We start from the raw sequence: 12,003 nt of genomic DNA on the forward strand, positions 1-12,003 counted from the left end.
CGATCAGCGCCGACTCAGCCATTGTTCAGCCAGATGACGGGCTCGGCCATCAGCGGCCAGTACTGTATCCAGGCTCTCAACCGCCAGGGCGGGCTCAGCATGCAGAACGTCTTCGATGATACTCGCGATCTCGGGAAAGCGGATGCGTCGCTCAAGAAACGCCGCAACGGCCACTTCATTGGCCGCATTGAGCATAGCCGGCACGGTACCGCCAGCCTGCGCCGCCTCACGCGCCAGACGCAGACAAGGAAAACGCTGCTGGTCCGGAGCCTGGAAGTCCAACCGCGCAATGGCAAACAGATCCAGCGGCGCGACGCCGGAGTCGATTCTCTCCGGCCAGGCCAGGGCATGGCTGATGGGCGTGCGCATATCCGGATTACCCAACTGGGCCAGTACCGAACCGTCGACATAATCGACCAGCGAGTGGATCACGCTCTGCGGATGCACCACCACCTCAACCTGATCAGGGCTGGCATCAAACAACCAGCAAGCCTCAATCAGCTCCAGCCCCTTGTTCATCATGCTCGCCGAATCGACCGAGATCTTGCGCCCCATCGACCAGTTCGGGTGTGCGCACGCCTGCTCAGGCGTGACAGCATGCAACTGTTCCAGCGGCATTTCGCGAAATGGCCCACCCGAGGCGGTGAGCAAAATACGCCGCACGCCGACCTGCTGCAGGCCGCGGGCGTAGTCGCCCGGCAGGCACTGGAAAATCGCATTATGCTCACTGTCGATCGGCAACAGCACAGCGCCACTTTTACGCACTGCCTGCATAAATAGCGCACCCGACATCACCAGGGCTTCTTTATTGGCCAGCAGCACCTTCTTGCCAGCCTCAACTGCTGCCAGGGTCGGCGGCAAGCCTGCCGCACCAACGATAGCAGCCATCACCGTATCCACTTCAGGATGCGCGGCCACCTCACACAAGCCCTCGGGACCATGCAGCACCTGAGTAGCCAGACCAGCTACACGCAGACCTTCCTGCAGGCGGCGAGCATCCAGAGCCTGCGGCACCACAGCAAAGCGTGGGCGGTAGATCATGCACAACGCTTCCAGCTCAGCCAGACGACTGAAACCGGATAGCGCAAACACTTGATAGCGCTCTGGATGGCGCGCAATGACATCGAGGGTACTCAGACCGATCGAACCGGTCGCCCCCAGCACGGTAATCTGCTGAGGATGACTCACAGCGCGCCCCAGCCCGCCAACCACAGCAACGCAGCAAACACCGGGATCGCCGCCGTCAGACTGTCGATACGATCCAGCACACCGCCATGGCCAGGCAGCAGATTGCTGCTGTCCTTGACCCCCGATTGGCGCTTGAACATGCTTTCGGTCAGGTCGCCGACAACCGAGATCAACACCACCACGGCGGTGCCGATCAAGCCCAGCAACAGACAGGCAAACGACCAGTCACGGTAAATCGCCACGCCCACACAGATCAGCAGGGTCGCCAGCAGGCCACCAAACACCCCTTCCCAACTCTTACCGGGACTGACCTGCGGCGCCAGCTTGCGCTTGCCGAAGCGGCGGCCGGCGAAATAGGCGCCGATATCCGCGCCCCACACCAACACCATCACCGCGAGAATCAGCCAGTTTGCTTCAGGCCACTGCTTGAACAGTACCAGGCCCTGCCAGGCAGGCAGCAGAATCAGCAAGCCGATCAGCAATCTGACCGGAGCCTGCGCCCAGTAACGACTGCTGGCGGGGTAACCCAAGACCAGAAAGGTCGCAACCCCCCACCAGACAACCCCAAGCAACAGAACCCAAGGCGCCAAGGCGGGCAACAGATACAAGCCAAACAACAATACAACCACCAGCGCGGCGTAGGCCACGCGCTGGAGCTGGGCAGTAAATCCTGCCAGACGCGCCCACTCCCAGGCGCCCAGACCGACCACTGCGCCGATAAACAGCGCAAAGAGCGCGCCATTGAGCAGAAAGAAGCCACCCAGGGCGAATGGCAACAGCACCAGCGCCGTGATAATTCGTTGTTTGAGCATCAGCTACGAGCCTCAGCTGCCACCTGATCGCTGGTTTTCCCAAAGCGGCGCTGGCGGCTAGCAAAATCGGCCAAGGCTTTGCGCATGGCGTCGTGTTTGAAATCCGGCCAAAACAGGTCGGAGAAATACAGCTCGGTGTAAGCCAGCTGCCAGAGCAGGAAATTACTGATGCGATGCTCCCCACCCGTGCGGATACACAGATCCGGCAACGGCAAATCACCGGTTACCAGGCAACTCTGCAGCAACTCAGGGGTAATGTCCTCGGCGCGTAAATGACCACCTTGAACTTCACGAGCCAAACGCTGCGCTGCCTGAGCGATATCCCATTGGCCACCGTAGTTGGCTGCAACCTGCAGGACAAAGCGTTTGTCACCTGCAGTCTGCGCCTCAGCCTCACGCATCGCAGCCTGCAGCTCAGGGTGAAAGCGCGAACGATCACCGATAATGCGCAGGCTGATGTCATTGGCATCGAGCTTCTTCGCCTCGCGGCGCAATGCACCGAGGAACAACTCCATCAGCGCACTGACCTCCTCGGCCGGGCGCTGCCAGTTTTCACTGGAGAAGGCGAACAGCGTCAACACCTCGACCCCAGCCTCTGCGCACACCTCAATCACCGCACGCACCGCATCGACACCGGCTTTATGACCGGCCACGCCGGGCAGCAGACGCTTCTTCGCCCAGCGATTGTTACCGTCCATGATGATCGCCACATGCCGTGGCACGGCGAACGGACTACCGTCTTTGGTCTTTTCCATGACGATATACTGACCGCTAAACGGCCATCAGATCCGCTTCTTTCTGCTTCACTGCCACTTCGATTTCCGCGACAAACTTATCGGTCAGCTTCTGGATTTCGTCGGCCGCACGGCGCTCTTCGTCTTCACTGATTTCCTTCTCCTTGACCAGGTCTTTCAACTGGCTCAGAGCATCACGACGAATATTGCGCACCGCTACACGACCATCTTCAGCCGCATCACGGGCCTGCTTGGTGAAGCCCTTACGGGTTTCCTCGGTCAGCGCTGGCATGGAGATCAGCAGCAGCTCACCCAGGTTGGTCGGGTTGAAGCCCAGACCGGAGCTCTGGATCGCCTTGTCGACAGCAGACAGCATGTTGCGCTCGAAGGCTACGACCTGCAGGGTACGGGCGTCCTTGACGGTGACGTTGGCCACCTGATTCAACGGGGTGTCGGAGCCGTAGTAAGGCACCATCACGCCACCGAGGATACTTGGGTGAGCCTGACCAGTACGGATTCGGCTGAAGGCGTGAACCAGCGATTCCAGGCTCTTCTGCATGCGTACCTGGGCGTCTTTTTTGATCTCATTGATCATGTTTATCTTCCTCAATCAGAGTGCCTTCAGCGCCACCAACTACAACGTTCAGCAGAGCACCAGGCTTGTTCATATTGAAAACACGCAGCGGCATATTATGGTCGCGGCACAGGCAGATGGCCGTCAGGTCCATTACACCCAGCTTGCGGTCGAGCACCTCATCGTAGGTCAGGCGATCAAACTTCTCAGCATGCGGGTCTTTGAATGGATCGGCAGTGTACACACCATCCACCTTGGTCGCCTTGAGCACCACGTCGGCATCGATTTCGATGGCGCGCAGGCAGGCAGCCGAGTCGGTTGTAAAGAACGGATTACCAGTGCCAGCGGCGAAAATCACCACCTCACCGGTTTTCAGATGACGCATGGCCTTGCGTCGGTCGTAGTGATCGGTGACGCCCACCATGGAGATCGCCGACATGACGATGGCCGGGATATTCGAACGCTCCAGCGCGTCGCGCATGGCCAGAGCATTCATCACCGTAGCCAGCATGCCCATATGATCGCCAGTGACCCGATCCATGCCCGCTGCACTCAGCGCCGCGCCACGGAACAGGTTGCCACCACCGATGACCAGACCCACCTGCACACCGATACCGACCAACTGGCCGACTTCCAGCGCCATGCGATCAAGCACCTTTGGATCGATGCCAAAATCTTCCGACCCCATCAGGGCCTCGCCGCTAAGTTTGAGCAGAATGCGCTTGTAACGCGGTTGACGACCACTCATCTGCTGAGCCATTGCGAGTCTCTCCTGCGGCGTTTGAATTCTGTGCAAACCTTAGGTTCGCTTTTATCGAGCGCTTCGACAGCACCCCGAGCCATTGGTGCCAAGGCCCCAACCACTCCACAGCTTAGCTGCGCCCTCAATTTGACAAAGAGGCCGCGCGCGTTAGCGGGCAGCCTCTTCGGGGCAACAGCGGTTAGCCGTCTTACTGCTTGCTGGCAGCAGCTACCTGAGCAGCAACTTCTTCAGCAAAGTTGTCGACCGGTTTCTCGATGCCTTCGCCAACCTTGAAGTAGGTGAAGGAAACGATTTCAGCACCGGCTTTCTTGGCCAGAGCACCGACCTTGACTTCCGGATCCTTAACGAAGGCTTGCTCAACCAGGCTGGCTTCAGCCAGGAACTTCTGGATACGACCAGCAACCATCTTCTCGACGATTTCGGCTGGCTTGCCCTTGATCTTGTCTTCGTTGAGGCTGACGAACACGGCTTTCTCGCGCTCGATGGCTTCAGCGGACACTTCCGAAGGCAGCAGGAATTCAGGGTTGCTGGCTGCTACGTGCATGGCGATGTCTTTAGCCAGCTCGACGTTGCCACCCTTGAGCACAACCACAACACCGATCTTGTTGCCGTGCAGGTAAGAGCCCAGAACGTCACCTTCAATACGCGCCAGACGACGGATATTGACGTTCTCGCCAGTTTTGGCAACCAGGGCCAGACGGGCTTCTTCCTGAGCAGCGATCAGCGGCTCAACTTCGGTCAGTTTGTCAGCAAAGGCTTTCTCGACACTGGCAGCCACGAAGTTCTTGAAGTCGTCCTGCAGAGCCAGGAAGTCGGTCTGCGAGTTGACTTCGAGAATGACGGCAGTCTTGCCATCTTCCTTGATGCTGATGGCGCCTTCAGCAGCCACGTTGCCAGCTTTCTTGGCAGCCTTGATCGCGCCGGAAGCACGCATGTCGTCGATGGCTTTTTCGATGTCGCCGCCAGCCTTGGTCAAGGCCTTCTTGCAATCCATCATGCCTTCGCCAGTACGCTCACGCAGTTCTTTAACCAACGCTGCAGTAATTTCTGCCATTTCAAAATCCTCTGGATAGGTTGTTAACCATTCCACCCGCGAAAACGGGCGCTCAATTCGTAACGCATTGCCGACAATGACCAGAAACGATTGCAACTGCACGTCGACGATGGTTTTCAAGGTGGCAAAAAGGGGGCAAAGCCCCCTTTTTGCGAACTAAGCAAACGCTAAGCGCGTTTTACTTAGCCTTCAGCAGCTTCTGCAGCCGGGGCTTGCTCAACGAACTCGTCGGCGCCGCCGTTAGCGTTGGTGCGACCACGGATTACCGAGTCAGCCATAGCACCCATGTACAGCTGGATGGCGCGAATGGCGTCATCGTTACCTGGGATGATGTAGTCAACGCCTTCCGGGCTGCTGTTGGTATCAACGACGCCGATAACTGGGATGCCCAGCTTGTTGGCTTCGGTGATAGCAATGCGCTCGTGATCAACGTCGATCACAAACAGAGCGTCTGGCAGACCGCCCATGTCCTTGATACCACCCAGGCTGCGATCCAGTTTCTCCAGATCACGGGTGCGCATCAGGGCTTCTTTCTTGGTCAGCTTGGCGAAAGTACCGTCCTGGGACTGAACTTCCAGATCACGCAGACGCTTGATCGAGGCGCGGATGGTTTTGTAGTTGGTCAGCATGCCGCCCAACCAGCGATGATCGACGTACGGCGAACCGCAACGTGCTGCTTCTTCAGCAACGATCTTGCCAGCGGAACGCTTGGTGCCTACGAACAGAATCTTATTTTTGCCCGAAGCCAGCTTCTCAACGAAAGACAGCGCTTCGTTGAACATTGGCAGGGTTTTTTCAAGGTTGATGATGTGAATCTTGTTGCGCGCGCCGAAAATGTACTTACCCATTTTCGGGTTCCAGTAACGGGTCTGGTGGCCGAAGTGCACACCGGCCTTCAGCATATCGCGCATATTGACTTGGGACATGATAGTTCCTTGATAAGTCGGGTTAGGCCTCCACGTATCCCGATCTCCAACCCGGCGAACTTGTCGCAAGGCACCCAGGAAACCGTGTCGATACGTGTGTGGGTTTAAGCTTTCGGGCACACAGCCCGTAAAGCGGCGCGTTTTATATCATAAAAGTCAGGGGCAAGCTACTCGCAGACAGCAACATATGCAGCCAAGTTAGCGGCAGGTTTAACGTGGCGCTTATGGCTGGCGGCTTGTAGCTGTTAAGATGCGACCTTTCTGTTCGCGTTCGAGAGCCGCACATGACCGTCACCATCAAAACGCCCGACGAAATCGAGAAAATGCGCGTAGCCGGTCGCTTGGCTGCCGAAGTTCTGGAAATGATTGGCGAACACGTCAAGCCCGGCGTCACCACCGAAGAGCTTGATCGCATCTGCCATGATTATATTGTCAACGTGCAGCAGGCCATCCCCGCGCCGCTCAATTACAAAGGTTTCCCCAAGTCGATCTGCACCTCGGTCAACCATGTGGTCTGCCATGGCATCCCGAATGACAAGCCACTGAAAGAAGGCGATGTGATCAACATCGACATCACCGTGATCAAGGATGGCTACCACGGCGATACTAGCAAGATGTTCATGGTCGGCAAGGTGCCGGAGTGGGCCGAGCGCCTGGCCAAGATCACCCAGGAATGCATGTATAAAGGTATCGAGCTGGTCAAACCCGGCACGCGCCTGGGCGATATCGGCGAAGTGATCCAGAAGCATGCCGAGAAGAATGGCTTCTCCGTGGTACGCGAATACTGCGGACACGGCATTGGCGCGGTGTTCCATGAAGAGCCGCAAGTACTGCACTACGGCCGCGCCGGCACCGGCATGGAGCTGAAGGAAGGCATGACCTTCACCATTGAGCCAATGATCAACCAGGGCCGCCCGGAGACCCGCATGCTGGGTGATGGCTGGACCGCAATCACCAAGGACCGCAAGCTTTCGGCCCAGTGGGAACACACCATTCTGGTGACCGCTGATGGTTACGAGATCTTCACCCTGCGCAGTGACGATACCATCGCCCGCACATCGGCCTGAGCCTATCGCTGAGTCTGCTGTATAGATAGAAGGAAGGCCGCAATGCCGCAGGTAGATCCCGAGCTGTTCGACCGCGGCCAGTTCCAGGCGGAACTGGCCCTCAAGGCCAGCCCTATTGCGGCGTTCAAGAAGGCTATCCGCCACGCCCGCGAAGTGCTCGACGGGCGCTTCACCAGCGGCCGTGATGTACGCCGCCTAGTCGAGGACCGTGCCTGGTTTGTCGACCAGATCCTGCGCGAAGCCTGGGACCGCCTGTCCTGGAGTGAAGATGCCGATATCGCCCTGCTGGCCGTCGGCGGCTATGGCCGTGGCGAGCTGCACCCCTTCTCCGATATCGACCTGCTGATTCTGCTCGACAACGCCGACCACGAAACCTTCCGCGAGCCCATCGAGCGCTTCCTCACCCTACTGTGGGACATCGGCCTGGAAGTTGGACAAAGCGTGCGCAGCGTGGACGAATGCGCCGAGGAAGCCCGCGCCGACCTGACGGTGATCACCAACCTGATGGAAAGCCGCACCATCGCTGGCCCCGAACGCCTGCGCCAGCGCATGCAAGCAGTTGCCAGCACCGAGCAGATGTGGCCGAGCAAGCAGTTCTTCCTGGCCAAGCATAAAGAGCAGCGCGCCCGTCACGGCAAATACAACGACACCGAGTACAACCTGGAGCCCAACGTCAAAGGCTCGCCCGGCGGCCTGCGCGATATCCAGACCATCCTCTGGGTCGCGCGCCGGCATTTCGGCACGCTGAACCTGCACGCCATGGTCGGCCAGGGCTTTTTGCTGGAAAGCGAATATGCCCTGCTCGCCTCCAGCCAGGAGTTCCTCTGGAAGGTGCGCTATGCCCTGCACATGCTTGCCGGCCGCGCCGAAGACCGCCTGCTGTTTGACCATCAGAGCAAGGTGGCGGCCCTACTGGGCTATGAAGACAGCGACAGCAAGCGCGCTATCGAGCGCTTTATGCAGAAGTACTACCGCGTGGTGATGGCGATCGCCGAACTGAGCGACCTGATTGTCCAGCACTTCGAAGAGCAGATTCTGCACGCTGGCGAAATTGGCCAGGCCACGCCGCTTAACAGCCGCTTCCTGCTGCGTGATGGCTATATCGAAGTCGCGCACCCCAATGTGTTCAAGCGTACGCCGTTTGCCATCATGGAAATCTTCGTGCTGATGGCCCAGCACCCCGACATCAAAGGCGTGTGCGCCAACAGCATCCGCCTGCTGCGCGAGCACCGTCATCTGATCGACGATGATTTCCGCCGTGATATCCGCAACACCAGTCTGTTCGTTGAACTGTTCAAAAGCCCGCAAGGCATTCACCGCAACCTGCGGCGAATGAACCGTTACGGCATCCTCGGCCTGTACCTGCCGGAGTTCGGCCATATCGTCGGGCAGATGCAGCACGACCTGTTCCACATCTATACGGTCGATGCGCACACGCTGAACCTGATCAAGCACCTGCGTAAATTCAAGTGGACCGAGCTGGCGGAAAAATTCCCGCTGGCCAGCAAGCTGATCGACAAACTACCCAAGCCCGAACTGATCTACATGGCCGGGCTTTACCACGACATCGGCAAAGGTCGTGGCGGCGACCATTCGGAGCTCGGCGCAGTGGATGCCGAGGCCTTCTGTGTGCGCCACCAGCTGCCGAACTGGGACTCCAAACTGATTGTCTGGCTGGTCCAACACCACCTGGTGATGTCCACCACCGCGCAGCGCAAGGACCTCTCCGACCCGCAGGTGATCTTCGACTTCGCCCGCCTAGTTGGCGACCAGACCCGCCTGGATTACCTCTACGTACTGACCGTGGCCGACATCAACGCCACCAACCCCAGCCTCTGGAACTCCTGGCGTGCCAGCCTGCTGCGCCAGCTCTACACCGAGACCAAGCGCGCCTTGCGCCGCGGCCTGGAAAATCCGCTGGACCGCGAAGAACAGATTCGCCTGACGCAGATCGCCGCCTTGGACATCCTGGTGCACGGCGGCACCGACCCGGACGACGCCGAGCAGCTCTGGTCGCAACTGGGTGACGACTACTTCCTGCGCCATACCGCCAACGATGTGGCTTGGCATACCGAAGCGATTCTCCAACACCCCAACGATGGCAACCCACTGGTGCTGATCAAGGAAACCACCCAGCGCGAGTTCGAAGGCGGCACGCAGATCTTTATCTACGCCCAGGACCAACACGACTTCTTCGCCGTGACGGTGGCGGCCATGGCCCAGCTCAACCTGAACATCCATGACGCACGGATTCTCACCTCCACCAGCCAGTTCACTCTCGACACCTATATCGTGCTCGAAGGTGAAGGCGGCTCGATTGGCGAAAATCCAGCGCGAATCAAGGAAATTCGCCAGGGCCTGATCGACGCGCTGAAGAACCCGGACGATTACCCGAACATCATCCAGCGCCGCGTGCCGCGCCAACTCAAGCACTTTGCCTTCGCGCCGCAGGTGACCATTCACAACGATGCACACCGACCGGTGACCATCCTCGAAGTCACCGCACCGGATCGCCCAGGCCTGCTGGCGCGGATCGGGCGAATCTTCCTCGATTTCGACCTATCACTGCAGAACGCCAAGATCGCCACCCTGGGCGAGCGAGTGGAAGACGTGTTCTTCGTCACCGATGCGCACAACCAGCCGTTGTCCGACCCCGAGCTGTGCGCCAACCTACAAGCCACTATCGTGCGCAAGTTATCGGCACCCAGTGCCAGCGAAAGCCAGCCGGCACAGCACACCATCTGACACACCAAGCGCGCGAGGCTGAGAGCTGCTCCGCCTCACGCACCCAACCGCTTAGATGCGGAAGCTGTCCACCAGTTGCTTGAGTCGACCGGCCTGCTGATCCAGCTCAGTACACGCCCGCAGACTGGCCTCCAGATTGCGCACGCCGTCTTGGTTCAGCACGTTGATTTCGGTGATGTCCATATTAAGGTTTTCGACCACCGAAGTTTGCTCCTCGGTAGCAGTGGCCACCGACTGGTTCATGCCGTCAATTTCACCGATACGCCGTGTCACGCTTTGCAGGTTTTCCCCAGCTTGCTTGCCAATGCGCACGCTGTCATCACTGAAACGGCGACTTTCGAGCATGGTATTGACTGCCTCCTGAGCACCCGCTTGCAGCTGTTCGATCATCTGCTGGATTTCCTGCGCCGAACTCTGAGTGCGCTGCGCCAAGTTACGCACCTCGTCCGCCACCACCGCAAAGCCACGCCCAGCCTCACCGGCACGAGCGGCTTCAATGGCGGCGTTAAGGGCCAACAGGTTGGTCTGCTCGGAAATACCCTTGATCACATCAAGGATCTGGCCGATGTCATTGCTCTTCTGGCTCAGGGTTTCGATGTGCGAACCGGCCACCTCAATCTTTCTCGACAGATCACTCATCGCGCCCAGGGTTTTCTCGACCATTTGCTGACTATTCTCGGCACCTTGGCGTGCACCGCTGGCCTGAGTGGAGGCATCGGCAGCGTTGCGCGCGATCTCCTGCGCGGCAGCGCCCAGTTCGTTGATCGCCGCCGCCACACTGTCGGTACGCACAGCCTGCTCGCTGGAGTTACTCATCGAAGCATTGGAGGCCGCCACCACGGTGCGCACACGCTCATGCACAGCGCTGGTAGTGGACGCCACTTCGCGGATCGACTCGTGAATCCGCTCAACAAAACGGTTGAATGCCACCGCCAGCTCTCCGAATTCATCCAGCGAATTAACCTGCAAACGTTGGGTCAAATCGCCTTCACCTTGCGCGATGTCGCCCATGGCGCGACTCATCAGATGCAGTGGCTGCAACAGAAAGCGAATCAACAGCCCAAGCAGCAGCAAAATCGCCGCGACGCCAATCACCATCACCATCAATGCAGATAAACGGAACTCCTGCAACGCCGCGTAGGCCTTGCTCTTGTCGACCGATAGGCCGACATACCAGCGCACCCCTTGCAGGCCCTGCACAGGAATAAAGGTGACCATACGCGCCGCACCATCGGCCGCCTGCACGTCTTGCAGGGCAGTGCTGAGCATGGGCCTGCCGCCAGGAAAGAGGTCGCCTAAGCCTTTAAGCACCTGCTCGCGGTCCGAGTGAACCAGCACAGTGCCGCTGTCATCGACCAGGAAAGCATAGCCCAGCCCGCCGAGATCCAGTGAGTTGAGAATATTGTCGATGGTTTCCAGCTTCAGGTCGCCACCCACCACCCCCGCCAGCGCACCATTCCGGCGTACTGCACGGGTAATGGTAATCAACAAGCCATCACGCGGATCAGCCGCCAGATAAGGCGCGGTAAGGCCGACGCCAGAACCTGCCTGGGCCATTTTGTACCAAGGGCGCTGACGTGGATCATAATCGGCGGGCAAGTCACTGGCTGGGTATTGGGTATAGGTGCCGTCTGCTTCACCGAGATAGGCATATAAAAAGGATGAAGCAATGCTGCGATGCTGAAGACTCTTGTTGAGCGCGATAGCATCGCCGCTGTCCTCCACCGCCTCGCCAAGCGAGTCGAGCAGCAGGACGCGGCCATTGAGCCAGTGCTGAATATTGCCTGCCGAGACATTGCCCATGTCACGCAGGTAGTTCTCAAGGTTTTCGCGGATGGCGTTACGTTGCATGTAGTCGTTGTACAAGGCGAATGAGGCAAAGGCCGCAATCACCACCAACGACGCAGCCAGCATGATCTTGTGGCTGAATTTTAGGTTGCGCATTAATACTCTCGTTTAGCAGGTCAGCAACAGGCGTCCGGTTCTTTGTCCGGCAAGCCGACTATCGGCCCAAACCACAGGGGCTTTAGTTAAAAAAGCAGGCACCACTTGCCCCAGACAAGGTATGGCAAAGCGCCAGGCCATTGGTTCGATTAGGCAGGAGCCTCAGCTGGCCCCATGCGGCGGGAGATTAGGCCGG

Annotated in this window: 10 protein-coding genes and 1 pseudogene; 2 read left to right on the top strand and 9 right to left on the bottom strand. The window is 58.7% G+C overall.

Annotated elements, in window-relative coordinates; translation table 11 throughout:
• Positions 1-3: 3 nt before the first annotated feature.
• The 7 genes from ispC to rpsB form a co-directional block, all read right to left on the bottom strand.
• On the bottom strand, positions 4-1,188 hold the full coding sequence (gene ispC, locus ACIN8IBEIGE_RS16985; RefSeq protein WP_160015690.1) for a 1-deoxy-D-xylulose-5-phosphate reductoisomerase: 1,185 nt from the start codon (positions 1,186-1,188) through the stop codon (positions 4-6).
• The gene (locus ACIN8IBEIGE_RS16990) at positions 1,185-2,000 is read right to left on the bottom strand and encodes a phosphatidate cytidylyltransferase (RefSeq protein ID WP_160015691.1); all 816 of its coding nucleotides are present in this window, start codon (positions 1,998-2,000) and stop codon (positions 1,185-1,187) included. Before ACIN8IBEIGE_RS16990 ends, ispC begins: the two co-directional genes overlap by 4 nt.
• The gene (gene uppS, locus ACIN8IBEIGE_RS16995; RefSeq protein WP_160015692.1) at positions 2,000-2,755 is read right to left on the bottom strand and encodes a polyprenyl diphosphate synthase; all 756 of its coding nucleotides are present in this window, start codon (positions 2,753-2,755) and stop codon (positions 2,000-2,002) included. The genes ACIN8IBEIGE_RS16990 and uppS overlap by 1 nt, the downstream gene beginning before the upstream one ends.
• Positions 2,756-2,771: 16 nt before the next feature.
• Complete coding sequence (frr, locus tag ACIN8IBEIGE_RS17000) at positions 2,772-3,329, bottom strand: ribosome recycling factor (RefSeq protein WP_090383231.1); 558 nt, start codon at positions 3,327-3,329, stop codon at positions 2,772-2,774.
• Entirely contained in the window at positions 3,319-4,068 is a 750-nt protein-coding gene (gene pyrH, locus ACIN8IBEIGE_RS17005) for a UMP kinase (RefSeq protein ID WP_160015693.1), read from the bottom strand. Before pyrH ends, frr begins: the two co-directional genes overlap by 11 nt.
• 190 nt (positions 4,069-4,258) lie before the next feature.
• A complete protein-coding gene (tsf, locus tag ACIN8IBEIGE_RS17010; RefSeq protein ID WP_160015694.1) occupies positions 4,259-5,125 on the bottom strand; it encodes a translation elongation factor Ts in 867 nt (288 codons plus the stop codon).
• 182 nt (positions 5,126-5,307) lie between these two features.
• Entirely contained in the window at positions 5,308-6,051 is a 744-nt protein-coding gene (gene rpsB, locus ACIN8IBEIGE_RS17015) for a 30S ribosomal protein S2 (RefSeq protein WP_160015695.1), read from the bottom strand.
• 284 nt (positions 6,052-6,335) lie between these two features.
• Here rpsB and map point away from each other — a divergent pair, with 284 nt between their 5' ends.
• Positions 6,336-7,118 carry a type I methionyl aminopeptidase gene (gene map / locus ACIN8IBEIGE_RS17020; RefSeq protein WP_090383218.1) on the top strand — a complete coding sequence of 261 codons (783 nt, stop codon included), beginning with the start codon at positions 6,336-6,338 and terminating at the stop codon, positions 7,116-7,118.
• 42 nt (positions 7,119-7,160) lie between these two features.
• Positions 7,161-9,863 (top strand): [protein-PII] uridylyltransferase, encoded by a 2,703-nt coding sequence (locus ACIN8IBEIGE_RS17025; protein WP_160015696.1) that lies wholly within the window; start codon positions 7,161-7,163, stop codon positions 9,861-9,863.
• 51 nt (positions 9,864-9,914) lie between these two features.
• On the opposite strand, the gene ACIN8IBEIGE_RS21255 is transcribed toward ACIN8IBEIGE_RS17025, so the two are convergent.
• Positions 9,915-10,679, bottom strand: a complete 765-nt coding sequence (locus ACIN8IBEIGE_RS21255; protein ID WP_372240023.1) for a methyl-accepting chemotaxis protein — start codon at positions 10,677-10,679, stop codon at positions 9,915-9,917.
• Between the two features lie 90 nt (positions 10,680-10,769).
• Positions 10,770-11,807: pseudogene (locus tag ACIN8IBEIGE_RS21260) on the bottom strand (cache domain-containing protein); the annotation flags it as partial.
• Positions 11,808-12,003: the final 196 nt, after the last annotated feature.

The sequence above is a fragment of the Pseudomonas sp. 8BK genome, from assembly GCF_902506475.1.
GTDB lineage: Bacteria > Pseudomonadota > Gammaproteobacteria > Pseudomonadales > Pseudomonadaceae > Aquipseudomonas > Aquipseudomonas anguilliseptica.

Coding starts and splice junctions, on each gene's coding strand:
- tsf (WP_160015694.1), bottom strand. CDS start 5,125: ATGGCAGAAATTACTGCAGCGTTGGTTAAAGAACTGCGTGAGCGTACT.
- ACIN8IBEIGE_RS17025 (WP_160015696.1), top strand. CDS start 7,161: ATGCCGCAGGTAGATCCCGAGCTGTTCGACCGCGGCCAGTTCCAGGCG.
- ACIN8IBEIGE_RS21255 (WP_372240023.1), bottom strand. CDS start 10,679: ATGAGTAACTCCAGCGAGCAGGCTGTGCGTACCGACAGTGTGGCGGCG.
- rpsB (WP_160015695.1), bottom strand. CDS start 6,051: ATGTCCCAAGTCAATATGCGCGATATGCTGAAGGCCGGTGTGCACTTC.
- pyrH (WP_160015693.1), bottom strand. CDS start 4,068: ATGGCTCAGCAGATGAGTGGTCGTCAACCGCGTTACAAGCGCATTCTG.
- frr (WP_090383231.1), bottom strand. CDS start 3,329: ATGATCAATGAGATCAAAAAAGACGCCCAGGTACGCATGCAGAAGAGC.
- uppS (WP_160015692.1), bottom strand. CDS start 2,755: ATGGAAAAGACCAAAGACGGTAGTCCGTTCGCCGTGCCACGGCATGTG.
- ACIN8IBEIGE_RS16990 (WP_160015691.1), bottom strand. CDS start 2,000: ATGCTCAAACAACGAATTATCACGGCGCTGGTGCTGTTGCCATTCGCC.
- map (WP_090383218.1), top strand. CDS start 6,336: ATGACCGTCACCATCAAAACGCCCGACGAAATCGAGAAAATGCGCGTA.